21 protein-coding genes and 1 pseudogene are annotated in these 26347 nt (G+C 45.4%); 3 read left to right on the top strand and 19 right to left on the bottom strand.

Annotated elements, in window-relative coordinates; genetic code table 11:
* The 4 genes and pseudogenes from L5M18_RS08160 to L5M18_RS08175 form a co-directional block, all read right to left on the bottom strand.
* Window positions 1-172 (bottom strand): transposase (locus tag L5M18_RS08160; RefSeq protein WP_263190459.1); only part of this gene is annotated, 172 nt, incomplete at its 3' end.
* 27 nt (window positions 173-199) lie between these two features.
* Window positions 200-1990 (bottom strand): site-specific integrase, encoded by a 1791-nt coding sequence (locus L5M18_RS08165; protein ID WP_263196512.1) that lies wholly within the window; start codon window positions 1988-1990, stop codon window positions 200-202.
* A gap of 3 nt (window positions 1991-1993) precedes the next feature.
* Window positions 1994-3322, bottom strand: coding sequence for a tyrosine-type recombinase/integrase (locus L5M18_RS08170; protein WP_263196514.1), 1329 nt, complete (start codon window positions 3320-3322; stop codon window positions 1994-1996).
* Between the two features lie 74 nt (window positions 3323-3396).
* A pseudogene (locus tag L5M18_RS08175) lies at window positions 3397-3714 on the bottom strand (toprim domain-containing protein); the annotation flags it as partial.
* Window positions 3715-3880: 166 nt separating this feature from the next.
* Here L5M18_RS08175 and L5M18_RS23425 point away from each other — a divergent pair.
* Together L5M18_RS23425 and L5M18_RS08185 are read left to right on the top strand one after the other, a co-directional pair.
* Entirely contained in the window at window positions 3881-4168 is a 288-nt protein-coding gene (locus L5M18_RS23425) for a hypothetical protein (protein WP_028761027.1), read from the top strand.
* A gap of 267 nt (window positions 4169-4435) precedes the next feature.
* Window positions 4436-5914 carry an alanine/glycine:cation symporter family protein gene (locus tag L5M18_RS08185; protein WP_263196517.1) on the top strand — a complete coding sequence of 493 codons (1479 nt, stop codon included), beginning with the start codon at window positions 4436-4438 and terminating at the stop codon, window positions 5912-5914.
* Between the two features lie 126 nt (window positions 5915-6040).
* Here L5M18_RS08185 and purF read toward each other — a convergent pair whose 3' ends face one another.
* The 9 genes from purF to fabB form a co-directional block, all read right to left on the bottom strand.
* A complete protein-coding gene (gene purF, locus L5M18_RS08190; protein WP_028761029.1) occupies window positions 6041-7555 on the bottom strand; it encodes an amidophosphoribosyltransferase in 1515 nt (504 codons plus the stop codon).
* 57 nt (window positions 7556-7612) lie between these two features.
* Window positions 7613-8101 (bottom strand): CvpA family protein, encoded by a 489-nt coding sequence (locus tag L5M18_RS08195; RefSeq protein ID WP_028761030.1) that lies wholly within the window; start codon window positions 8099-8101, stop codon window positions 7613-7615.
* Between the two features lie 115 nt (window positions 8102-8216).
* On the bottom strand, window positions 8217-8990 hold the full coding sequence (locus tag L5M18_RS08200) for an SPOR domain-containing protein (protein WP_263196519.1): 774 nt from the start codon (window positions 8988-8990) through the stop codon (window positions 8217-8219).
* Window positions 8983-10254 (bottom strand): bifunctional tetrahydrofolate synthase/dihydrofolate synthase, encoded by a 1272-nt coding sequence (folC, locus tag L5M18_RS08205; protein ID WP_263196520.1) that lies wholly within the window; start codon window positions 10252-10254, stop codon window positions 8983-8985. Before folC ends, L5M18_RS08200 begins: the two co-directional genes overlap by 8 nt.
* Window positions 10255-10298: 44 nt before the next feature.
* The gene (truA, locus tag L5M18_RS08210) at window positions 10299-11084 is read right to left on the bottom strand and encodes a tRNA pseudouridine(38-40) synthase TruA (protein ID WP_028761033.1); all 786 of its coding nucleotides are present in this window, start codon (window positions 11082-11084) and stop codon (window positions 10299-10301) included.
* 102 nt (window positions 11085-11186) lie between these two features.
* Complete coding sequence (locus L5M18_RS08215) at window positions 11187-14618, bottom strand: FimV/HubP family polar landmark protein (RefSeq protein ID WP_263196522.1); 3432 nt, start codon at window positions 14616-14618, stop codon at window positions 11187-11189.
* 177 nt (window positions 14619-14795) lie between these two features.
* Window positions 14796-15812 carry an aspartate-semialdehyde dehydrogenase gene (locus L5M18_RS08220; protein WP_106650935.1) on the bottom strand — a complete coding sequence of 339 codons (1017 nt, stop codon included), beginning with the start codon at window positions 15810-15812 and terminating at the stop codon, window positions 14796-14798.
* A 2-nt stretch (window positions 15813-15814) separates the two neighbouring features.
* The gene (locus tag L5M18_RS08225; RefSeq protein ID WP_263196525.1) at window positions 15815-16945 is read right to left on the bottom strand and encodes a 4-phosphoerythronate dehydrogenase; all 1131 of its coding nucleotides are present in this window, start codon (window positions 16943-16945) and stop codon (window positions 15815-15817) included.
* A 159-nt stretch (window positions 16946-17104) separates the two neighbouring features.
* Entirely contained in the window at window positions 17105-18316 is a 1212-nt protein-coding gene (gene fabB / locus L5M18_RS08230) for a beta-ketoacyl-ACP synthase I (RefSeq protein WP_168824238.1), read from the bottom strand.
* A gap of 138 nt (window positions 18317-18454) precedes the next feature.
* On the opposite strand from fabB, the gene mnmC reads away from it, so the two are divergent.
* Window positions 18455-20497 (top strand): FAD-dependent 5-carboxymethylaminomethyl-2-thiouridine(34) oxidoreductase MnmC, encoded by a 2043-nt coding sequence (gene mnmC / locus L5M18_RS08235; RefSeq protein ID WP_263196527.1) that lies wholly within the window; start codon window positions 18455-18457, stop codon window positions 20495-20497.
* 95 nt (window positions 20498-20592) lie between these two features.
* Here mnmC and L5M18_RS08240 read toward each other — a convergent pair whose 3' ends face one another.
* The 6 genes from L5M18_RS08240 to prmB form a co-directional block, all read right to left on the bottom strand.
* Entirely contained in the window at window positions 20593-21366 is a 774-nt protein-coding gene (locus L5M18_RS08240; protein WP_263196529.1) for an RNA methyltransferase, read from the bottom strand.
* The gene (locus L5M18_RS08245; RefSeq protein WP_263192192.1) at window positions 21356-21640 is read right to left on the bottom strand and encodes a YfcL family protein; all 285 of its coding nucleotides are present in this window, start codon (window positions 21638-21640) and stop codon (window positions 21356-21358) included. Before L5M18_RS08245 ends, L5M18_RS08240 begins: the two co-directional genes overlap by 11 nt.
* Before the next feature lie 4 nt (window positions 21641-21644).
* A complete protein-coding gene (locus L5M18_RS08250) occupies window positions 21645-22823 on the bottom strand; it encodes an ATP-NAD kinase family protein (RefSeq protein WP_263196531.1) in 1179 nt (392 codons plus the stop codon).
* Between the two features lie 58 nt (window positions 22824-22881).
* Window positions 22882-24057 carry an MFS transporter gene (locus L5M18_RS08255; protein ID WP_263146205.1) on the bottom strand — a complete coding sequence of 392 codons (1176 nt, stop codon included), beginning with the start codon at window positions 24055-24057 and terminating at the stop codon, window positions 22882-22884.
* A gap of 66 nt (window positions 24058-24123) precedes the next feature.
* Window positions 24124-25218, bottom strand: coding sequence for a chorismate synthase (gene aroC / locus L5M18_RS08260; protein WP_263196533.1), 1095 nt, complete (start codon window positions 25216-25218; stop codon window positions 24124-24126).
* A 124-nt stretch (window positions 25219-25342) separates the two neighbouring features.
* Entirely contained in the window at window positions 25343-26287 is a 945-nt protein-coding gene (gene prmB, locus L5M18_RS08265; protein WP_011788895.1) for a 50S ribosomal protein L3 N(5)-glutamine methyltransferase, read from the bottom strand.
* Between the last annotated feature and the right edge of the window lie 60 nt (window positions 26288-26347).

The raw sequence follows: 26347 nt of genomic DNA on the forward strand, positions 1-26347 counted from the left end.
TTAATGTTTTACCTGGCACAGGGCGACCCTCTTTTTTGGCTTTATCTCGCCAATGATACAGGGTTTGGTAGGAGATCCCCTCACTGCGAGCCACTTCCGTGACCGTCATATTGTGGGGAGGTAATAATTTCTTTAAGACAGCGTCTTTACGTTCAGGTGAATATCGTTCCATTGAGCTCTCATTGACCGCCCCCTTTATTTAATTATTGGATGATTTTAAGGGGTGACAACAATCCTGACACAGGGGGTACTTAGCCTCAGCATGTTTATACTCAATTAAAAACTCTTGCCTCAATCTTTCTAGAATAGACTCTAGCGAATGAACAATCTTAGTTAAGGTATTTGTTGGCATAGTATTAATTGAAGGTTGACAAGATACATCTAAAATCACATCACGAAATGAAAGCATCAACCAAATATCATCAACCTCAGCTATCACTGCATGATGAGGACAACTAAAACATTCTAGAAATTTGTGACAAGCAACTGTGTTTTTTTGTTTAGCTAGACCAGCTTTTACTAATGAACTTTTAAGCTGTTTAGCTTTATCACCAAACGAGTCTTTACAACGAAGTCCATTTGATACAATACTTGGCACAGCGATTAGATTTTGTTTATAAAAATGTACTCGTACAGGATCTGAAAAATGATAAGAACTCTCGGTTATAGCTTTGCTTAATGACTCTCCTTTAAGTGTACGCTGCCTAACATCAAGGGCACCAGCAAGCGAAAACTCCATCGTTTCAGGTACACCATCAGCGTAATGCTTAGACACAGTTTCAACGCCATTGTTTAACCCTTCTGCTACTGCAAATATGCTCTCTGTAGCTCTCATGATCAAAAGAGCTTTAGTTTTTCTAAATCTTTGTGTGCTTAACAATGGAAGTCCAAGCAATTTAAAAGTGTTATTCAGTGTTCCTGCCATTCCTGATGGTACTGACTTAGCAATCTTGTTTTTAACAATTCTAGGAAAAATGAACTCAACCTCTCCTTTTAAAATTACTTTTCTAAGTATTAGCCAAGTTTCGAAAAATTCTTTCGCTCTTTTACTAAAACCTATCTCAATAAATTGCTTTTTTCCACCTTGTCTTGCTTTTCTTACTTTCAAAATATAACTACCACTAGAAATTTTATTAAAAGTTTGCAGTGAAATATCTGATGCTTTCAAATTCAATAATGCTGTTTCATTTGCACCAGTGTAAAAGCTGGTCAAAAAGAAAGCAACTTTAATTAGCTCATTACGCCATGTATCATTACTATTTTTTGAATATAGCTTTTTCTTCCACGAACTTTCAGTGTACTTATTAAAGTTATTATTTTGGTCTAAAGTACCTTCCTTATATAGAGGATGCACTTGTGGGACCGTGCCTAACAGTACACATTTATTATATGCATTGAAAATTTTATATAAACTTAAAACTATGGCTTTTAATTCATCATCAGAATAAGGGCAACTAGGTGAAGTATCATCTGGAATAGCTAAAAAATCAGCTTTTAATTCATCAAGTAATGATGGGCTGACCTCAAAAAGAATCACTTTAATTGAACTCTGAATCTGCATAAGAGTTTTACCCTTCACTCCTAGCAAGTATCTATCCTTTAACTTTGATATGTAACTACGGATTGCAGATTTAGAATAAAAGTCTTTTATATCATGTTCATCACAATGTTGAATAAGTGACACCATGGCATTAAAAATATTAATCTTAGTTCTTGGACGCCTCTCAAGCTTAACCATTATAAAATACAGTTCTTTAACCACTACCCACCGATTCATATCCTGTAAAGGTTGATCACCCTCTAAATTGAACTGTTTTCCTTTAGATCTGATTTTAACTTTAGGGCAGCCTTTAAATCCTAATCTTTTAAAATGAGCTGTATGGCTATCATCTTTTAACATCATCAGTTCTAAAGGAACTTCAAGTACATCAAGCTCTGTATTTTTTTGAAGGTTAATAGATTTACGTTTTTGATTTCCGATAAAGGCCAAAGTCTATTCCTCTTCTTTTAAAACAAAATCTAAAGTTTTCTCATAAAGCTCATTTGCCCCAACTTCTTGGTGGCAGAACTTTAAATAATGCAAAAGCGTACTTCTCGATTTATGCCCCATAACAGACTGAATGTAATCAAGCGCATTCCCTTCCTTAATCCCCTTATTTAAGAGTTCCCTTAATCGACTTACAGCATAAGTTGAGCGTAGATTATGAAATTTATGATTAAACATGGGATGTTTAATCCTTACTGAATTTCTGACTTCTCCCCATCTGGCGTTAAATGTTCTAGATGCATAATGATGACCGTTCTGCGAAATAAGTAAGGGGGGATTATCTGATTCTGTAGGATTATTGATCTCAAATAGCTTTCTGCGTTTAATATATCGACTAGAGTTTATGTACTGATGTAGTAACAGCATCAATTCTGAAGGTATCTCAATAGTTCGGCTACCAGAGCCTTTAGTCTCGAAACCCTGTTGGGGAGAGATATGTATGCCATCAGTATGAACTAGGTATGTTCTTTTGAGCTGCTCAGTTGTCGGTTTATATATTACTTTAGACCTAAAAGTAGTGAGCTCTTCTCTTCTTACTCCAGTATATCTAGCTAATGCAACAGCAAGCTTAAATTCTAGAGATATGCTAACAGTTACAAAACCATTAGCTGTATTGGACTGAGCTTTTCCCTCAATACGGCATATATCATCCACTAAGCCCCATTCAAAATCACTCAAAGGAACCAACTCTCTTGATATACCACTATGACTTGCGTCTTTAGGTAAATTTAGTCTGATATCTGTGGTATTTGCAAAAATATACTTATCACGCATATATTCATGCCCACCATCCACTTTTACTTTAATCGTTTCATAATTAAATGGCTTATTCTTGAAATCGTATCCTTTCATTAAGTAATACTTATATAAATTCACTACTGAACCTAAGTAGTTATTCGCAGTAGTTCTAGCTAGTGAGCCATCTCGAACAGCCTCTCTTAGGTATTTGCTGAATTGATACGTGGGTTTATTTCTTGGGGTTATTGGCATTTCATTCCACTCGAGCCCAGTTGCATCAAGGAAAATAAAATAGTGCAATAATGCCTGTGCTTGAGTATGCACTTGTTTCCGATAGCGAGAGGATTTTAAGAAAATAAGCCAATTGTTTACGACAACAACTGGAGTTCCATTGTCTTGATATAACAGAGGGGTGCTTAGTACTTCATTGCCAGAACCTTCAAAATTAAAGCTGATTTCACCAGTACTTGAATCAACAACTTTAGATAAGCTCTGGTCAACTTTTAAGCTTGGCACCGTCCATATAATATAATTCATAGCCTATCCATAATTCATACTTTTACGGTAATTTAGTGTAACAATGATTCTTCACTTAAAAATCGTAACAGTACGCGGTCGGGATCGCCCGCATTAACCAAGGTGTTGGCTTGTTTGACTAATCGTTTAAGCACTGTAAGTTGGCTGCGGGTTGCGGCCTTAGGTTTTAGTTGCCACTTGTCTGGCACTATTGGCAAATGCTCGAATTTCCAAGACTTAAATTCGGGATTATAGGCATCAGGTTCTGCTTGCTCGAGCAAGTGACCAACGCACCAAGACACACAATCGCCATTGGCGGCTTCGATAAATCCATCGCCTTTTTTATGGGGTTTAGGCAATACATCGGCAATGGCCCGCCCTAGGCTAGGTTTTTCTGCGATATAGAGAATCATACAAACACCAAGCACTGGATATAATTACAGTATAATTTAGCCCAAACGCCAGTTGAGTGCAAATTTCTGTAGTAAACCGAGCTTAAATGTAAAATCTTAAGTGTAAATTCAATTGCGAATGATTCTCAACAATGCATAAGATACACTAAATAACTAAGGGGTGACTATGAGACAGTTTGCAATAAATGCGCGACAGGCTATGACAATAACTCCAGCATTAATATTAAGATTCAATCAGTTATTGATATTCCATAGCTTAATGTTACTCGCAATAAGCATGCTCACCAGTACCTGGCTGGGACAAATGAAAATCATCGATATGCCGTTAGCATGGGGATTCATTCTCGTCATTCCTATTGCTGTGAGTTTATCTCTATTACTCAGCCACCAAATCACGCGCCATAGCTTAAGCAGCTTATTCGGCGTATGGATGCTACTTTGGGTAATGGGATAACTGACATTCATAATAAATCACTACCGTATTTCGAGTTAACTCGCCCCTCTGCTCTATTTATCCATGCTAAAACTCAATTTCAAAACACATTGGTTTCAAATATTTAACACTTTAACTATGAAGCTCCCTAAAAAATAGTTATGTTGAGTATCTTGGATATTTACAAAAAATGTCTTAATCAAAAGTGAATGTCCTAACTCAACATCTGTTGAATAACCGTAAACCTAAAAACTCTGCTAAAACAACACAATAAAGGAATCGGAGTCTATGAATGAGATTGTCAACGCGATCAATAGTGTAATTTGGAGCCCTGCACTTATTTTTCTTTGCCTAGGTGTCGGGCTCTATTTCTCCCTTCGCACTCGATTTTTACAGCTGCGCCATCTGCCAGAAATGATCCGCCTGATGTTTGATGGTAAGAGTACTGATGCGGGAGTGTCGTCTTTTCAAGCACTCGCGATGACATTAGCGGGCCGAGTCGGTACAGGTAACATTGCAGGGGTTGCCACAGCAATCACCTTTGGTGGTCCTGGCGCTTTATTTTGGATGTGGATGGTTGCCTTTCTCGGTGCCAGCTCCGCCTTCGTTGAATCTACCTTAGGTCAAGTCTATAAAGAAAAAATCAATGGCGAGTATCGTGGTGGGCCTGCTTTTTATATTGAAAAAGGCTTAGGCATGAAATGGTATGCATGGGTATTTGCAATTGCGACCATATTTGCTTGCGGGATCCTGCTGCCAGGCGTACAAGCTAACTCGATAGGTTCAAGTTTAAAAACCGCTTTCAACATAGATCCTAATGTGACGGCAGCCATACTGGCCATGCTTCTTGGTTTTATCATTTTTGGCGGTGTAAAACGTATCGCTCACTTTGCCAGTGCCGTCGTCCCCTTTATGGCACTGGGTTACATCATAGTGGCTTGTGTCATCATAGCGCTAAATATTGGCCAGCTACCGGGTATTTTATGGTTAATTATCAAAAGTGCCTTTGGCTTTGATGCGGGTTTTGGTGCCATTTTAGGCTTAGCCATCATGTGGGGGGTAAAGCGGGGTATTTACTCCAACGAAGCGGGTCAAGGTACAGCGCCACATGCCTCATCTGCAGCGGCGGTAAGCCATCCAGCCAAACAAGGGTTAGTTCAAGCTTTTTCTGTGTATATCGACACCTTATTCGTTTGCTCTGCAACTGGTTTCATGCTGCTCATTACAGGACTGTATAATGTTCAGGGCCCAGACGGTGCGGCGCTCTATACAGGCATTGCCGGAGTCGCTGCAGGACCAGGCTACGTACAAACGGCAATGGAAAGTATGATGCCAGGATTTGGCAATATCTTTGTGGCTATCGCACTGTTCTTCTTCGCCTTTACGACCATAGTGGCTTATTACTACATTGCCGAGACCAACATTGCCTATATTAACCGTAAAGTAAATCATCCTTGGTTCATGGTCGTTCTCAAAATAGTGATCATTGGCTCAACCGTATACGGCACAGTTAAAACGGCTGATATGGCTTGGGGAATGGGTGACATTGGTGTTGGACTCATGGCATGGCTCAATATTATTGCCATTATTCTATTAAGGAAAACCGCATTCACTTGCCTAAAAGATTATGAATCACAGCAAGTACTCGGCATAGAGCCACTTTTTGACCCGGTAAAACTGGGGATTAAAAATGCGGATTACTGGGTTGAACGCAAACACGCTGAAGAAAATGTAATGACTGAAACAACACAACGCATAAATACGTAGACGTTACCACGATGATCCGTTAAGCAAATATAAGCCATTAAAAAGCCAGTGATTTCTCACTGGCTTTTTTGTATCGTTTAGAACAAAAATAACACAAAATTTACGATACTGAATTACCCACAATCCTTATGGGTGACAGACGTTATGCAGCTCTAAGTTAGTACCGATATCTTTATTTCGATCGGCTTTAGCATCGTCATTACGCAGTTGCGTCAAGTGATCTAAATACGCTTGGTCAACGTCGTTCGTGATGTAGTGACCATCAAATACGGACGTTTCGAAACGTTTAATCGCAGGATTCTCCATTCTTACCGCTTCAATTAAATCGGGTAAGTCTTGGAAAATAATGCCATCAGCACCAATTAACTTGGCGATTTCATCGGCATCACGACCGTGTGCAATAAGCTCATTCGACGTTGGCATGTCAATACCGTACACGTTCGGGAAACGAATTTCTGGCGCGGCAGAGGCAAAGTACACTTTCTTGGCACCTGCTTCACGGGCCATTTCGATGATTTGCTCAGAGGTCGTACCGCGAACGATAGAGTCGTCCACCAACAAGACATTTTTGCCTTTGAACTCAGTGTTAATGGCATTCAACTTACGACGCACTGACTTCTTGCGCTCCTGTTGACCAGGCATGATGAAGGTACGGCCAATATAACGGTTTTTCACAAAACCTTGGCGGTACGGTAAGTCCATGCAACGGGCAATTTCCAACGCGATATCGCAAGAGGTTTCAGGAATAGGAATAACCACGTCGATATCGTGATCGTACCATTCCTTCTTAATCTTCTCGCCAAGCTTAGCGCCCATGTTGACGCGACTTGCATACACAGACACTTTGTCGATCGTCGAATCTGGACGGGCAAAATAAACAAATTCGAAGATACAAGGTGCATAGCTAGGCTCGGCTGCACATTGACGGGTATACAGCTGACCGTCAATTGAAACATAAATCGCTTCACCCGGTGCTACATCACGCATCACTTCAAAGCCAACTGCATCGAGTGCCACGCTTTCAGAAGCCACCATGTATTCAGTGCCAGTGGCAGTTTCGTGCTTACCTAATACCAAAGGACGAATACCAAATGGGTCACGGAACGCGACTAAGCCTTGACCAATAATCATGGCAACTACCGCGTAGGCGCCACGAGCTTGTTGGTGTACGTTAGCGACCGCATCGAACACTTCTTCCGACGTCAGGGTCAAACTCGTGGTTTTTTGCAGTTCGTCGGCGAGCAGGTTTAACAAGACTTCAGAATCCGAAGTGGTGTTCACGTGGCGACGTTTTTTGATCAGCCCTTCGGCTAATTCGACTGTGTTGGTTAAGTTACCGTTATGGGCTAATGAGATCCCAAATGGCGAGTTAACATAGAAAGGCTGCGCTTCAGATGCGCTTGAACTGCCCGCAGTTGGATAACGCACATGGCCAATACCAGCATTACCTTGTAGGCGTTGCATATGTTTGACTTCAAAAACGTCTTTAACCAAACCATTGGCTTTACGTAGTCTGAAAGCACCACGATCAATGGTCACAATACCTGCCGCATCCTGACCTCTGTGCTGCAACACTGTCAGTGCATCATAAATGGTCTGATTAACCGATGATTGGCCAACTATTCCGACGATACCACACATGGGTAAGCTTCCTCATTGTAAGATGTTCTATCACTTAGGATTATTTTATTTTCTTTCTTATAGTTTGGGTACAAAGCTGGAGGTATTTTCCAAATAGTCAAAAAACCATTGAATAACAACGCCAAATTCGGGTACTAGCACAGAATCTTTCCACCATTGGGAGTTGGGAGAGCCTGTAAAAGCATCCATGAAAAACAACAAGGCGCTCACAATAAGCGCGCCTCGAATAGCACCGAAGCACAAGCCCAAAAGCCTGTCAGTGCCAGATAATCCGGTTTTGACAACAAGTTGTCCGAGAATATAGTTAACTAAGGCACCGAGTACCAAAGTGGTAATAAAGAGGATGGCAATAGAAACGCCATTACGCAGCATCTCATCGTTCATTTGTGTTAAGTGAACGGCAAGATCTTGGTAAAATTGGCTGGCAACAAAGAAAGCCGCAAACCATACCACTAAGGACATGGCTTCTTTGGCAAATCCACGGATCAGACTGATGAGAGTCGATAATCCGATGACGAATATGATAGCGTAATCAATCCAAACCATTGAGATGGCTTTCCGACATGGGCTTTAAGACGGCGCGATTCTACCAGAGACTGAAACGATTCTCACCCCTAGTGAGGTAAATAAATCATTTTCAGTCTCGTGTGTTGTATCACCATTAAGATTCTAAGGGATTAAAAGGAACAATCCAGCCCTTGAGACGTGTAAGGTTTTCCACCTCAACTTGTACTTTCTTCAGCTTTACCTCAGACACATCGGGTCCGACAAACACTTTAGTTAATACGCCATCTTTAGGGTTTTCAGGAATAGTGTACGCTTTAAAACCACTCTTACGCAGCTGTGCAACCAAAGCTTTAACATTCGTTGCGTTGTTAAAACTGCCAAGCTGCAAGGTAAAGCCACTTTTCAAACTGTCACGGCTGACCACTTTAACGGCATCCTCTTTGGCTGCACTGGCTTTGGGCGTTTCTGCTTTAGGCTTTTCAGCCTTAGCCACAGTAGTCGCTTTAGCGTCCGCTTTTTTAGCCGGCTCAGTTTTTACAGTGGCTTTAGGCGGCTCTTTTTTAGCTTCAGGTTTCGTTTCAGGCTTAGGCTCTGCTTTTTTAACATCAGGCTTAACGTCTTTCTTAACATCTTGCTTTGCGACTTCGATTACTGGCGCAACGGCAGACTTTTCATTGTCAGCATTAACTGGCATTTCGGCTAAGGCGACCTCAGTCCCATTCAGCGCGGCAGCATCCTCGGCCGACAAGACTTCAAACATATCATCGTCGGCTTTTTGCTGCTCAATCACGGTCGGGCGCAAAGGAATTTCGGAAAACTGCTCTTCTTGGCGATCTTTTTTGCCATCCAAAATATCCGGCAAAAAAATTACCCCAAGCGCAACCAGCACCACAGTGCCGACTAAACGATTATGAAACTGGCTAGACAAAACTGACTTCCTGCATAAATTGAGACTTAAAACCTGCCACAGTGTAAAAGGAGCCAAACACAATTACCACATCATCTGGGTTAATTTGCGCTTTTAATGCAGACCAAGCCTCAGATATGTCCTCAAACTCAAATGCAGCAGCCTCAGTGGCTAATGTTTTGCGTAGCATGGCCGAACTCGCGCCACGCTCACCGTGCAGACTGACCAAATACCAAGTGTCAATCAGAGGGTTGATCACAGGCAACACACCTGCGATATCTTTATCCTTCAACATGCCGCAAAGGGCGAACACGCGCTTACCCACAACGATTGGCGCTAACTGTTGTACCAAAAAACGCGCCGCATGGGGATTATGGGCAACATCGAGTAACACTAACGGCTGCTCACTCACCCGCTCTAATCGACCCGTTAACCGAGCCGTGCTAATACCCTCAGCAATAATTGAAGGCGTGATATCCGGCCAGCCCTGTTCAATCACTGCCAATACAGTCGCCGCATTAGGTAATGGCAAAGTTGGTAACGCTAAATCGTGCAGTTTGAGCACTTGACCTTGAAAATCCCACAGATTGCCATGGGCTTGATAACTGAATTCGTTACCGACGCGATACAAGATGGCGCCAACCTCATTGGCGACATCATTGACAGTGTGTGGCAAGTTGGGTTCACCTACAATGGCAGGTTTACCACGGCGGAAAATGCCCGCCTTTTCACGGCCCACAAGCTCACGGGTATTACCGAGATAACTTTCATGGTCTAAATCGACCGACGTCAGTACGCTAATGTCGGCATCGATAATATTGGTGGCATCTAACCGTCCACCTAAACCGACTTCTAAGATAACCACATCAAGCTGAGCGGTTTTAAAGAGTATCAAGCCTGCAAGCGTAGCGTACTCAAAAAAGGTCAGAGAAATATCGCCGCGCGCGGCTTCAATTTGCTCAAATGCCGTAACAAAACCGCTATCACTGACATCGCTACCATTGATACGCACTCGCTCGTTGTACTTCAGCATGTGTGGCGAACTGTATACGCCCACAGTCAAACCCGATAAGCGCAGAATATTTTCGAGCATGGCGCAGGTGGTGCCTTTGCCGTTCGTCCCCGCCACTGTCACTATCTTGCTTTGACCTAAATCCAAAAGACCAAGGGTTTGCGCGACCTTAGAGACACGGGTTAACCCCATATCGATTTCGATTGGATGTATAGATAGCAAATAATCCAACCACTGTTCCAATGCTGCATTTGACGCTGGTACTGTAAGCATGTCCGTATATCCTCGTATTCGATTATCTCTCAAATAAGATCTTTTCAATCCAACATGAATAATGGCCCAAGGGCGAGCTTAGGTAATTGATATTGTTCTGGATAAGTCACATCAACTAAATAGAGTCCATGGGGTTTAGCCGTTGCTGCGGCTTGGTTTCTGTCTTTTAACGCGAGCAAATCGCCCATCCAAGTCAGTGGCTGATTACCTAGACCGATTTCTAACAATGAACCGACAATATTGCGCACCATGTGATGCAAGAAAGCATTCGCGGCGATATCAACAATCACATACATACCTTGGCGCGTGACATTAACGCAATGCACATTACGAAACGGTGTTTTCGACTGACACTGGACAGCGCGAAAGCTGGTAAAATCCTGCTCACCCAAGAGTGCCTGTGCCGCTTGGTGCATTTTGTCAGCATCGATATTGCCGTGATAATGGCTTACACCATGGCGTAAAATCCCAGGCCGAAAAGTGTGATTATAAATCACATAGCGGTAGCGTCTGGCGGTGGCCGAAAAGCGCGCATGGAAACTGTCGTCGACTTCTTTGACCCAACGTACGGCAATATTGTCGGGCAAATTAGCATTCACCCCTAAGGTCCATGCGCCTTCATTACGAATGGCATTGGTTTCAAAATGAACCACTTGGCCTGTGGCATGCACGCCCGCATCGGTACGACCAGCGCAGAAGACGCCGATAGGCTCATTGGCCACTATCGATAACGCCCGTTCTAATTGCCCTTGTACTGAATCGACTTCGGCCTGACGTTGCCAGCCAAAATAACCATTACCGTCATATTCAATACCTAATGCAATCCGCATCCACTTATCCTCACAATTGATTTAGCGGCGCATTTTATCACAGCAGCCCATAAAAAAAACGGCGCTGAAGGCGCCGTTAGATTGAAACACTCTCAACCGGGATTAACTAATCTCTTTGAGCAAACGTCCAGCTTCATCTTGCTGGCGCTCGTTACCGTCAATTTGCACTTCTTTGAGCAGGGCTTTCGCACTGTCGCTGTCGTCAATTTCGATATAAGCACGCGCTAAATCCAGCTTAGCGTTGACTGAGTTTTCTTCATCATCAACATCGATCATCGCGGCATCACCGATTAAGGCACCGACATCACTCATCTCAACGTCAACTTCCGAATACAAATCGGTATCTGCGCCCTCTTCATCGGCATCATTCAGCAACTTGTCGATGTCGATAAAACCGTTTTCATTTTGGAAACTGGTTAAATCATGGTCAGGAACAAACTTTTTCTGCGCTTTTCGCGACTCCTGGGCATCGAGTGCAGCCAAGGCTTCATCGACGGTAAGATTATGATCATCGACCAGAGAGAAACTGTCTTCCGACGTCAACACATCTTCATCGTCATAATCTGTATTGGCTGTAAAAGCGGCGAGCACGTTATCGTCACTTAAGTCGAGCCCTTGCTCAAGGTCCAAATCATCCGCGTCTTCTTTGATATCAAGTTTAAAATCTTCACTAAAATCAATATCATTACGCGTAGCCTTAATGGGCTTCTCTTGAGAAGCATAATCGAGCGCTGTGGCATCTTTGTTAGGCTCAACATCATTAGCCGTTACATCTGCTTGCGTTGCCGCAGGCTTAGCCTTAGACGCAAAATCTAGCTCTGAGTCCCAATCGAGCACATGGGGATCTTTGCTCTTATTGGCTTTTAAATCATTAAAGAAAGAAGATTCTTTTTCTTTAACACTGGCCGCGGCTGCAGCAGCGGCCAAAGTGACTGCGGCCGTCGCTAATACATCAGCGTCGTTATCGTCACTCAATTCCTCGACTAATGTAAAAGTATCATCGGTGCCGTCGATAGAGTGAGCCGCACCAATGCCTTTAAGTAAATTATCCTCGTCAACTGAATTGTCTGCTGAATCGAGCTGCGCCGTTTCCATATCGAAGTCGAATTCATCTTCATCGGCATCCAATTGCTCCGGCACATCAAACTCAGCTAAGAGTGCATCTAAATCATCATCACCTGACGCTTCAGCTTTTATGTCTTCCGGTAACGAAGCTTCTAATTCTGCGGCGATTTCTGCACTGATATCATCATCTTCTGCATCGACTTTGAGTTCAGGCTCAGCATCAAAACTCGCCAGTAGTGAATCAATATCATCGGATTCTTCTACGCCTAATTCATTAAGCTCATCGTCTAACTCAGCGGCAATTTCAGCACGAATATCGGGCTCGACTTCAGGTTCAGCCGCTGGCGTCGGTTTATCAAAATCCGCTAACAGAGCATCAATATCGTCGGTATCTTCCACACCCAGCTCATCAAGCTCAGCGTCTAACTCTGCGGCAATTTCAGCGCCGAGGTCGGGTTCAACTTCAGGTTCTGCTGGTTTATCGAAATCGGCTAACAGGGCATCAATGTCGTCAGTATCTTCTACACCCAGTTCATTAAGCTCAGCGTCTAGCTCTGCAGCAATTTCAGCGCCGAGATCAGGTTCAACTTCAGGTTCTGCAGGTTTATCGAAATCAGCTAACAGGGCATCGATGTCATCGGTGTCTTCTACGCCCAGTTCATTAAGCTCCGCATCTAGTTCAGCAGCAATTTCAGCGCCAAGATCAGGCTCGACTTCAGGTTTAGCGGCTGGCGTTGGTTTATCGAAATCAGCTAATAAGGCATCGATATCATCAATGTCTTCTCCGCTAAGTTCATCATCTAGCTCATCACCGAGTTCTGCGGCGATGGCAGCACTGAGATCTTCATCATCAGACGCAACAACTTCTGGCGCTTGTGCAGTCTCAATATCTTCAGCAGGAACGCTAAACTCGGCAAGTAATGCATCAAGATCATCGTCATCCGCGATGGCTTCATCGGCAGGTTTAGTATCTGCGACTTCAACATCATTCAGCTTAGAAGTAATATCATTACTGTCATCTTCTTGAGCTAAATCGCTCGCAAAGTTACGCTCTAATTCACTTAAATCCTCTTCGGCTTCGGTGCTGTCTTCAGAAGTGCTGTCGTCAGAACCTAGGCCCGCTAATAGTGCATCAAGATCGGCTTCCTCAAGAATATTGCCAGATTTAGGTTTCTCCTCAACAATATCCTCTTCCTGATCGCCCATGGCTTCGGCCCACAGGTCATCAAGAGATTGCCCTTCGTCTTCAACCTCTGGTTCGGTAGAGATCCCCGGATCGACAAACATTTCAGAAGCCATATCCATCTGATCGTGGGAGTCAGTCAAATCTTGCTCAGGTTGTAAATCGACACTGCCCATATCAAGAAGACTATCGATGGAGTCCGCATGGTCAGAATCTAAATGTACCGCCATATCGTCTAAATCGTCATCATCCATGTCCATGATGGCGGTACCTGCAATCCCAGCGGCACCGGCGGCCATAACCGCTTCTTGTGTCTGCATTTCACGACGTTCTTTATTGCGTTTACGGCGCAGGAACCAGAACACAGCAAGCAGTAAGAACAAGGCAGGGATCACAGCCGCGGCAATCAATAACACAGGACTATTAAGGATATTGCGCCACAAGTCATCGGGCTCAATCGGTGCCTCAGCCTCTACTTCAGTTTCAACAGCTGTCGTCTCTGGCACTTGCGCAGCTTCAACTTCGGCTTTCAAGGCTTGGTTTTGTAGTTTACTGGCTTGAAGTGTTTCTTCCAGCACAGCAATCCGTTGATTTAATTCTTCAACTTTAACTTTTAGCGCTTCAACATCTGAAGTGCGCACTGACAGTTGATCTTGAGTGCGGGCTAATTCATCGGTTAATGACAGATTTTTGCTTTCTGCCGCTTCTAACCGCGCCGTCACATCTGAACTCAGCATCTTGGGCTTTTCAGGAACCGGTGTTTCAACAACCGCTTTAGGTGGTGTCACTTTCGTTTCAACAATCACCGCAGGAGCCGTGACTGGCGCTTTTGCTGTCGTCACCTTAGCTGGCGGTTTAGACGTTGCTTTCGCCGGAGCCCGAGATTGTCTATCACTTTGCTCTGCTCTGGCTATCGCCATACGATTGGGGATCGACAGCATGACTTCTTTAGACGGAATGAGCAGGATCATACCGCGTTCTAAACTATTATAACTGGCAGAGTTAAACGCATGAGGGTTAGCATCGTATAAGGCAGCCATCACCTGATAGACGCTAACACTGGCATCAGGACGGACTTTTTGCGCTATGCTCCAAAAAGTGTCTTTCGATGTTGTTGGACCATATTGATGGTTAACTTGACGGATCTGTCCGTCTGGCCCCATGATTTTTAAGGGTTTTAATCTTGGTGTATCTGCAGCAACGGCGGGATCAATAAAATAAGCGGTAGAAGAAACAGCTAAAACAGTGGCCATTAGACCCACAAGATACGAAGTGCGAAATTTCATCAATCCTTCCCTTTGAAGCGCTATAAAGTTATCTCACTGATAACAGGCTTTAGGCAATTGTATTTATTGAGATTACTATAAACCAGAAATCCCCGCCCTGCTACTGTTCACAATTGTAAAACAAAAAAAGCCTGCTGACAGCAGGCTTTTCAATGGGCATCAAATGCAATCTAATGCTTAGTAATAATCTCTCACTAAGATCTCGGCAATTTGCACACTGTTCAAGGCTGCGCCTTTACGAATATTGTCTGACACAACCCACAAGTTAATCCCGTGAGAATGAGAAATATCCTTACGAATGCGACCCACATAAACCGGATCGGTACCAGCACCATCGGTTACAGCAGTTGGATAGTCATCATCTGACTCAAACAATACCACTCCTTCGGCATTACGCAGTAAAGCTTTAACGTCTTCGGCATCGACAGGCTGACGAGTTTCGATATTAATGGCTTCCGAGTGACCATAAAACACAGGTACACGTACGGCGGTTGCATTCACTAAAATCTCATCGTCACCGAAAATCTTCTGGGTTTCCCAGACCATTTTCATTTCTTCTTTGGTATAGCCGTTATCCATAAATTTATCGATTTGCGGCAATACGTTAAAAGCAATTTGCTTTGGATAAACTTCAGCGTCAGCAGGCAAACCTTGCAGCAGTTTAGTACACTGATGCGCTAACTCTTCAATGGCTTTTTTACCTGTACCCGATACCGACTGGTACGTTGCCACATTAATGCGGCTGATACCATAGGCATCATAAATAGGCTTAAGCGCCACTAGCATTTGAATGGTTGAGCAATTTGGATTAGCGATGATATTGCGATTGCGGAAATCGGCGATAGCATGCGGATTCACTTCGGGTACGACCAAAGGAATATCGATGTCGTATCTAAAGTGAGAGGTGTTATCAATCACAACACAGCCTGCTTCAGCGGCAATCGGTGCCCATTTGGCGGAAACATCACCACCTGCAGAGAAGAAACCAATTTGAGCTTGGGTCCAATCGAAGGTTTCTACGTCGAGAATGGTAATTTGTTTGCCATGAAAGCTGACCGTTTCACCGGCGCTGCGGCTACTGGCTAAAGGGTACAAATTGGCAACCGGGAAATTACGCTCTTCGAGGATCTCTATCATAGTTTGACCCACTGCGCCCGATGCACCTAAAACGACAACATTAAATTCCTGTGACATAGCTACTGACCGACTCCTGAAAAACCTAAATTGGACAACCAATCTACCTCAGATTGACCGTCATAAGCCAGCGCCAATGCACTAAATTCGCGTCTATGTTGGTGATTTTTTCTCATAGTGTCGAAGCCATTCTCATTTAAGAATGTATTTCTGAACATCTTGTCATCATCGCGCAAATCATAGACAAAACGCGCGAGCTGTAATAACGCTTTTTCATTCGGCGCGGTCGCAAGTTCGACCGCCTTAATGTTAAAGCTTGGCAAGAGATCCAGCAGACTTTTATCGGCAGTAATATTAAGTAACTGACACAGCTTTTGATAGAGCATAAAAGTGCCACGCGCCTTACCTTCTAAGCTGTAACCTGCAATATGCGGCGTGGCAAATTCAGCCAGTGGTACGAGTTCAGGCATCGGTGTTGGCTCGCCTTCCCACACATCGAGTACAAGTTTGAGATCATCACGCTGGCGTTTAACTCTGACAAGTGCTTTGTTATCTATCACATCACCGCGGCAGCAATTCACTAACCATGTATTGGGTTTAAGCGCCTTTAAGCGCACCTCATCGAACAAATGTTTGGTTTTATGCTCGCCCGTGCGCGTGATGGGCACATGCAAACTGATGATATCGGCCTGCGCCATGATAGTTTCTAAGCTCACAAAACTGCGCGGATCGCCCTGTTTCTCTTTGATGGGATCATTAAGCAACACGCTAATACCGTAGGCTTGCAAACATTTTGCTGTTGCAGTACCGGTATTACCCGCGCCCACTATGCCGACGACCTTGCCCTTAAGCGGCGAATCAAACCGCTGTGCTAGCTCCAGCATAGCGATAAAAGCAAATTCCCCAACCGCAGTCGCATTGCAACCTGGCGCATTAGAGAAGGGGATATTACGCTCGGCAAGGTAGGCTAAATCCACATGATCTGTGCCTATAGTGGCACTGCCGACAAACTTCAGTTGATGATTGTCCGAGAGCAACTCGGCATTCACTTTGGTGACTGAGCGCACTAATAACACATCGGCATCGCGCACTTGCGCTGCGGTTAACGTGCGGCCATTAACAGGAATAATTTCCCCGAGATCGCCAAATAGCGGTTCAACATAGGGCATATTTTCATCGACTAAAATCTTCATGGGCACCTGATCTAAAAAAGTGGGAATGGAAGGCATCAAGATGCTCGGTATTCTAACAAGACTAATGGGATAAATCCTTGTCGATGCAACAGGTTTACAAAAAACGCCCATAAAAAAGGGAAGCCTAAGCTTCCCTTCTATCGCGTTTGATAAACAAATTTATTTGAATTTACGCATCACTAGCGTGGCGTTTGTACCGCCAAAACCAAAGCTGTTACTCATGACAGTAGTCAGCTCAGCATCGCGATATTCACGCACGATAGGCATATCTTTCGCCGCTTCGTCCAGATTTTCGATATTGATGCTTGGGGCAATAAAGCTGTTTTCCATCATGATTAAGCTGTAAATCGCTTCATGTACGCCTGCGGCGCCTAATGCATGACCTGTCATAGACTTAGTCGATGCAATCGGTGGGCACTTGTCTTTGAAAACTTCACGTAGCGCTTCTAATTCACGCACGTCGCCCACTGGCGTTGAAGTGCCGTGAGTATTGATGTAATCGATTGGGGTATCGACATCCATCATCGCCATTTGCATACAACGCACAGCGCCTTCACCCGATGGCGCCACCATGTCATAACCGTCTGAAGACGCGCCATAACCAATCACTTCAGCGTAAATTTTTGCGCCGCGAGCCAGAGCATGCTCTAACTCTTCAACCACTAAAATACCGCCGCCGCCAGAAATCACAAAACCATCACGGTCTGCATCATAGGTACGAGAGGCTTTTTCGGGTGTGGCATTGTACTTAGTTGACAGTGCACCCATAGCGTCGAAGCCCATGGTCAGTGTCCAATCCACTTCTTCAGCACCACCGGCAAACACCATGTCTTGCTTACCCATTTGGATAAGTTCAACGGCGTGACCAATACAGTGGGCGCTAGTTGCACAGGCTGAACTGATAGAATAATTCATGCCTTTAATTTTAAATGGCGTTGCTAAACAAGCGCTGGCCGTGCTCGACATGATGCGAGGCACAATATACGGACCTACGCGTTTAACGCCTTTTTCACGCAATGTATCGGCAGATTGTACTTGGTTAGACGATGATGCGCCGCCTGTACCCACAATCAAACCTACGCGCGGATCTGAATACTGTTCTTCAGTTAAATTGGCATCGGCAACCGCTTCTTGCATAGCAATGTAGGCATAAGCTGCCGCATCACCCATAAAACGCAATGCCTTACGATCGATATGCTCAGCAGGGTTTAACTTGATGTCACCCCATACATGGCTACGTAATTGCATCTCTTCAAACTGAGCTGAATGCGTAATACCACTGCGGCCCGCTTTCAGTGACTCGGTCACTTCTTGCTTGTTATTACCGATACTTGAAACAACACCCATTCCGGTGATCACGACTCTTTTCATTTTATTGCTATCCATTGTGTACATGTCAGTACCTACTTTTCGCTGAGCCAATAGTATCTGTTTTGACTCAATTAAGTGGTCAGCTTTCCATAAAGGCGAGTAAAATAATGCCAATTATGAGACCGAGAGTAAATTTCTTTGACTGCAGAGCCCAATAAACCTTGCCAAATTAAGCGCGATTACCCGCAATTAATCAACCTTTATCCCGCAACAGCTCACACTGATGCACACTATCTCAGCAAATTGAGCATTTATCAGCAGCGGGTATTTGAGGCTCATTCACAGCAAAAACTCTTAGTATTAGGGCAAATGGGTTTAGGCAACGGGCTTGAACTCTTATCTTGGTGGCGCATTCAGACGAACCCTAACCAACGATTACTCCTTAACGTATTCGAACCCAATCCGATTAATGCGTACGAACTTAAATTACTTTGGGATCAATCCGCCAGTTTAACCAAAGTGCCTGAACTTGAGCCACTTGCCCAACGCTTACTTCATACAGAGCCTACGGCTATTATAGGTTGCCAGAGATTAATTTTTGATGACGGTCGTACCACAATCGACCTGCACTTTGGTGATATTCAATCCCAGCTCAGTTCACTCATCCATTCTCCGCGTCACCCCGTTCAGCACTGGCTGGTATTGCCCCATCTACAAAATGGGTTAAATCAGCAGATCCATTGGCAGATGGCAAAACTCAGTGACGATGGCGCCACTGTTGCAACTATTGGATTAAACGAATCAAGCGGACTAAGCGAAACACCTGTGAGCCGTTTCCAAGCCTGCGGCTTTGAGGAGAGGGATTTTACCTGCGCTGAAATACAGACAAACCATCAGCCTGATGCCATTTGGTTACACGAGCGCCACGTCTTACGCCAGCAAGATGCTAAAGCCTATGCCTTTAATCCTATGGCTGCAATCTTACCCTCGGACGCGCCCAGCTCGATTGCCATCATAGGCGGCGGGTTAGCCTCGGCGCATTTGGCACTGTCTTTGGCGGAACGCGGCCAAAGTACGCAGCTCTTTTGTAAAGATGCCAAGCTTGGCCAAGGCGCTTCGGGCAACCGCCAAGGAGCGATTTATCCGCTGCTGACACCGGAAAATGATGAATTAAGCCGCTTCTTCCAGCAGGCATTTTTATTTAGCCGCCGTCGAGTACAGGCGCTGACATCTGTCCCCGCCCCAAATCAAACGCCGATTTCCCATGATTTTTGCGGGGTATTGCAAACTGCCCACGATGAACGCAGCCAATTACGACTCGATAAAATTATTCAAAGCCAGAACTGGCCAAGTGAAATTGCCTATCGAGTCGATGCGAAACTGGCCAATTCTCTTGCGAACATTAATATCGACAAATCAGGCTTTTTCTATCCGCTGGCTGGCTGGGTTTGTCCCTACGAATATGCCGAAGCCGCACTACAAAAAGCGCAGCAGCTTTCTGAGGTCAAACTCCATTTGGAGACTGAGATCCTTGAAATTGAGTATCAAAGTGAAGGTTGGTATTTAATCACCGCGAAGCATCGCTTTGGCCCCTTTGCACAACTTGTGCTCGCCAATGGCGCAGCGCTCACGCAATTTGATGCCAGCAACAAATTACAAATTAGCCCTTTTCGCGGCCAAGTCAGCCATGTACCCGCTCAATTTCAATTGAGTCAACTCGCGACAGTGCTGTGCGCAAACGGTTATTTGACCCCGAGTCACGAAGGACTCCACTGCCTTGGCGCGAGTTACGTTAAAGAACCTAAGCATTTAGATTTTTGCCCGCTGGAGCAGCAAGAAAACCTCGCCAAAATGCACGAGAGTTATCCTAATCAGTCTTGGCTTGAAGATATCGACATGAGTGGCAACAATGCCCGTGTTGGCGTGCGTATGGTCACGCGGGATCATTTCCCTATGATGGGCTGCGCGCCCGATGTGCCAAAAATTATTAAGGATTATGCAGAGCATCAGCTCACGAAAGAAAGTCGCCGCTACTGGCAAACCACGCCAGCACCCGTGCATCAAGGGCTGTATATTCTTGGCGGGTTAGGCTCACGGGGGTTAAGTTCTGGGCCACTGGCCGCCGAATGTCTCGCGGCGCAGCTTTGCGGCGAACCAATACCACTCGATAAAGCGACTCTGTGTAAACTCAACCCCAATCGTATGTGGCTGCGAAAGTTACTCAAGGGCAAAGCGCTCTAGGCAATCAATCGCTAGAAAAATAACGTTTTTGAGCGCTATAAAAAAGGGATTAAGCCATGACTTAATCCCTTTTTTAAATGTTTTTTGTAAACCACTTAAGCTGCAGTAACAACAATAGTGTTATCACTGCTGCTAGGTTCAAGGCTGCTAGACCCGACACTACTGGATTCAACATGTCGAGGTTTTCGCGGCGCTCTGGGCCCTTTCACCCGAGTACGATTGTTGTTATCACGACTCTGACGGATGAGCGCATCGCCGCTTAAGTTCGAAGGTAGACCAGATGCTAGGCTCGATGTCAGGCTTGCAGCCTCACGGTGGGATTTAGCCAATCTGTCGTATAGCAACACATTGACCGAAGCCGCAAGATTCATACACCCGACCGTAGGCACATACACTACGGCATCGGCTTTATCGATAATCTCTTGGCCAATGGTGCCATCTTCAGGACCAAACACATAAAAGGCTTTCGCGGGATGAACAAAATCCGGCAGTGGCGTTGCGCCCACCACCAAATCGACACAGATAAGCTGAGTGTCCGCCGGAATCGCGGCTAACAATGAAGTGACGCCCGTGAGCGGAATGCGCTCGCCAGCATCTTTAGTATCAACATGGTATTGCACTGCGCCTGAACGCGCGGCTAACTCGTAGCGCCTGCCAGTGTAAAATACGCCATCGACGCCATAACAACCCGATGCGCGCATAATGCCACCGACGTTAACGGGCGTTTTAGGATTCACTAAACCGATAAATACCGCGCTAGCATCGAGCGTTTGCTCACAGGCTAATTCAGCACTCGGCATTTCTACACTCGTTACTTCGGTATTAGTCACTTGCTCGTTGTCAGTCATAGGCATAACGCTAGGCAACATCCAATTCGCCTATAATCTTTGCCTGCAGCTGTGTCCATGCTTGTTCAACCAAGGCATAATCGGCATCATTTAATTCTTGGCGCGCGAGTGCTAGACAGTCGGTCATTTTTAGCATTAACGCATCAAGATCCGTTTCACCCTGCGCTTCCAATTGGGACAACACTACGGCCACATGGCCCTGTAAATAGCCACAGGCAAACAAAGCATCGTCATCACCATGGCTAACAACGCTGGCGATCCACTGTTCTAATGCGTCTTCGTAATGCTCTAACATGGGTCTAACTCTCCATTAATACTAGATTGGCCGACACATCTGCTGCGACCAATAAATCTGGATTGGCCACCTGATACATGACGTAATCATGGTAGCCCGTCGTCACTTTATAATAGCCGCCAAGCTCGCTATCTAATTTAGGGTCGCCACTATCCACAATTAGTGGTCGTCCATCAAGTGCTTTTAGCTTAGTTTTTGTGGCAAGGATAATAATATTGTCTTTTCCGATGCGCCGAATGAGCTCGGGCGACAATTGTTGATTACCGCGCCCTAAGATATGGCCTTGACCGCCAATCAGAGTGATCACCAACCTAGTCGGCTTATCTTGGGTCAGTTCGAGTAATTTGTTCGCGGTTAAGTCACTGCCGACTAAACTTTTATTTTGAATAAGATCAACACCGAGCAGGGTATTATCGAGGCCTAACTCTTCCATCACAAAGGCAACCGTACTGCCAGAGCCCATGATGTACAGTTCATCTTCCATTTGATTGATCACATCGGCGGCGATATCGGCCAGCACGAGTTCATCGACTTCCTTACCGCCCATCTTCACCGCTTGCACATAACGCGGCTCGGCGGGCACTAAGAGCTCACCAAAGCGTTTAGCGCGCACTGTGCCTTGGCGAAAAGCCACTTCATCAATATCCATTACATCGGCGGACATCAAACTGACAAGTTCGCCATCGAGTAACATCTTGACCACCATGCCAGACGCATGGGGCGTAATGCCGTAAACGCCGGAATGAATTTTCACCCCAGCAGGCACACCGAGCACAGGGAGTTTGTCGTCGATAGTGGCTTGTTCAAATACGGAGTAAACATCGCGGGCCGTGCCATCGCCACCGGCAAAAAGGAGTAAATCCAGCGGTTCATCCAGCAGCGCACGCACAACGGCCTGCGTATCCAGTGCCTGAGTTTTATCCGGAGTTTGATACACCACTCGCGTGGTAAAACCGAGTGTTTTAGCGGCGTCTTCACCCATGATGCCTGAAGCAGTAATGACTTCAATGTCATCACTATAATCACGGATAACCTCGAGGGCCTGCATCATACGCAAGGCGGCTTTGGGTTCAGCGCCTAAGGCGAGCGCTTCTTCGGCAACGCCATCGCTGCCCTTAAGACCAACACTGCCACCTAAGCCAGCCAACGGATTGACAACTAACCCTAAACGAAACCGAATCACCTTTACCTCACTTAACACAATCTTTTGATTTTTATATTTTTTATCTTAATGGATATGACTAGGCCGTATGGGCTACAACACTCGGTTTATCCTTAGGGATAAAGAATACCGCCAGCATAGCGGCAAAGGCGCATACTGCGGCAAATACCCAAGACCAAACCGCCCCGCTACCATCGCCCCAAATAAAGCCACAAATCCAAGTACCGAGCGCGCCGCCAACCCCAAAACTTAAGCTGGCATACAGGGCTTGACCTTGGCTTCTGTGACTCGCATCGAAATGTTTATGCACAAATTGAATCGATGCGGCGTGGGTTAAACCAAAGGTAAAGGCATGTAATAATTGGCTAAAACCAAGCCACAACACGCTATCTACCCCAAAAGCAACCAATAACCAACGTAGACAAGTCATGCCGATGCTGACAATCAATAAGGTATTCACGCCATAGCGGCCGAGTAAACGCGGCGCGAACATAAACATCACGATCTCGGCCATTGCGCCAAGGGCGACAAATATGCCCGCCGAGGATTCGGAGTAACCCGCTTGCTTTAAATATAAAACGAAGAAGCCGTAGAAAGGTCCCGCGCTCATTTGCAGCAACATCGCCGAGACTAAGAACCAAATAATCGCCCGATTCCATTGCAATGGCGGCCGCACTTGGCTGGTGTCGCGCACTAAACGATTTGCTGGTAATGGCAACGCACTGGCTAACATGCCAATAAATAATGACAAACCAATATAAGGCAACACCTCAGTGCCCCACTGACCAATGGCAAAGCCCGCACCGACAACAAGACAAATATAACCGACACTACCCCAACTGCGAATTTGACCGTAGCGGCTGGCATTCTCGCCTAAGGTTTCTAAGGTGATCACTTCAAGCTGGGCGAGGATTGCATTCCAAAAGAAGGTATATAAGGCCAAACTCAGCGCCATATACACAAAACCACCATGGTAGAAGAAACTCAAATACGCCAGCGCGGCGGCTCCCGCGCCCATTTTGATCAGCTCGGCGCGCATCCCAGTACGGTCAGCCACTTTAGCCCACACATTCGGCGCAACGATGCGCGTCGCCATCAGGATGGCGAGTAAAAAGCCAATTTCTTGAGGATTAAAACCGCGATTTTCGAAGAAGACCCCAAGATAAGGGACCATAGTGCCGAGAATAGAAAAGAAGAAAAAATAGCAGGCACAAAGCCAGCGCAATTGCCGGCTTGTGCTAGAAGAAGTTGACATTAACGCATTCCATTTATCTCATGCTACTCATTGTATCGTTATCGCATACCAGCTATTTCATGCGACTTATCGCATACCAAGCACTGGCGTATGACTACGCACATCCTGATTTTGCGCTCTGTGTCTTAGCAAGTGATCCATCAACACAATGGCAAGCATAGCTTCGGCAATCGGTACCGCGCGGATCCCAACACAAGGATCGTGACGACCTTTAGTGACCACTTCAGCCATTTCACCTTGTGCCGTCATACTTTGACCTGGCACGCTGATGCTGGAGGTGGGTTTTAACGCAATATGGGCAATAATCGGCTGACCCGACGAAATCCCACCGAGCACACCGCCCGCATGGTTAGATTCAAAGCCTTGCGGCGACATTAAGTCACGCCCTTCGGAGCCCTTTTGCGTCACGACACCAAAACCATCACCAATCTCAACACCTTTGACGGCATTAATACCCATCAGCGCGTGGGCGATATCGGCATCGAGTCTATCAAATACTGGCTCACCTAAACCCACTGGCACACCTGTCGCGATAACGGAGATTTTCGCGCCAATCGAGTCACCGGATTTTTTCAGCTCACGCATGTATTCATCGAGCGCTTCAAGCTTGCTTGCATCGGGGAAGAAAAAGGCATTTTGCTCAATTTGGTCAAAATCAATGGTCTGCGCACAAATAGGTCCCAACTGCGACATATAACCGTAGATCTCGATACCGTGAACTTGCTTTAAATACTTTTTCGCCACAGCACCCGCCGCAACCCGCATCGCGGTTTCACGGGCTGATGAGCGGCCACCACCACGGTAGTCACGCATACCGTACTTTTGCTGGTAGGTATAATCGGCATGTCCTGGACGGAATAAATCTTTGATATTAGAGTAATCTTGACTGCGTTGATCGGTATTTTCAATCAAGAGTCCAATCGAGGTACCCGTGGTTTTACCTTCGAAAACGCCGGATAAAATCCGCACTTCATCGGGCTCACGACGGGCCGTGGTATATCGGGATGTCCCTGGGCGACGGCGGTCAAGATCATGCTGCATATCGGCTTCGGTTAATTCAAGCCCAGGAGGGCAACCATCAATAATGCAACCCAGTGCAACACCGTGACTCTCACCAAACGTCGTCACTACAAAATTTTGACCAATACTGTTTCCAGACATCCGCTTTGTACACCTTAGGTTATTTGTTCATCGCTCCGTGTCCAGCGACCACTGGACAATTTATTTTCCCGCTGCAAGCCTAACTGGCAGCGGGAAAAGTCTCAACCTAATTTGCTATCTTAGGCTATTGTGCGTCGCGATAAATACCAAATACCGACTGATTTTCAACCAGTTGATCGCGGGTCAATACGAATACGCCATCGCCACCATTTTCAAAGTTAATCCAAGTGAATGGCACTTCTGGAAACTGCTCAATCAAATGCACCATAGAATTACCGACTTCGACAACGAGTAAACCCGTTGGTGTTAGGTATTGCGCGGCATTGGCCAGTATACGTTTGGTTAAATCTAACCCGTCGCGACCTGAGGCTAAACCAATGGCAGGCTCATGATGATATTCATCAGGCATGTCGCCAATGTCTTCAGCATCCACATAAGGTGGGTTTGAAACAATCAAATCATACTGAGGCCCTTCTGGAATGGCCGAAAACAGATCCGATTGCATCGGGAATACTCTGTCCATCACACCTAAGGTTTCGATATTGATTTGCGCCACATCTAAGGCATCTTCGCTGATATCCAGCGCATCGACTTCGGCGTCTTCAAATTCATAGGCACAGGCAATCGCGATACAAGCGCTGCCAGTACATAAATCTAAAATACGTGTAACTGGCTTGTTATATAACCAAGGGCTAAAACGATTAGCGATCATTTCGGCAATCGGTGAACGTGGCACTAACACGCGCTCATCGACGTAAAATTCAAGCCCAGCAAAACGCGCTTTGTTGGTCAAGTAAGGCACAGGTAAGCGTTCTCTCACCCGACGAATGATCAACTCGACAATTTTATGCTTTTCACTGCTGGTCAAGTTACTTAAAATCACTTGCTGACCGATTTCTTCGGGTAAGTGTAAGGCATGGAAAACTAAGGCGATGGCTTCATCCCACGCATTATCAGTACCATGACCATAATACACATTGGCATCGTTAAAACGGCTCACGGCCCAACGTAACATATCGCCAATAGTACGTAATTCTGTCACAGCTTCATCTACAAAGATCTTATCCAAAACGTGCTCCCGCTAGTTTGTTCGCAAACATTGTAACTGAACTCTATTCAGAAACCATAG

This window comes from Shewanella sp. SM20, from assembly GCF_025654545.1.
GTDB lineage: Bacteria > Pseudomonadota > Gammaproteobacteria > Enterobacterales > Shewanellaceae > Shewanella > Shewanella oncorhynchi.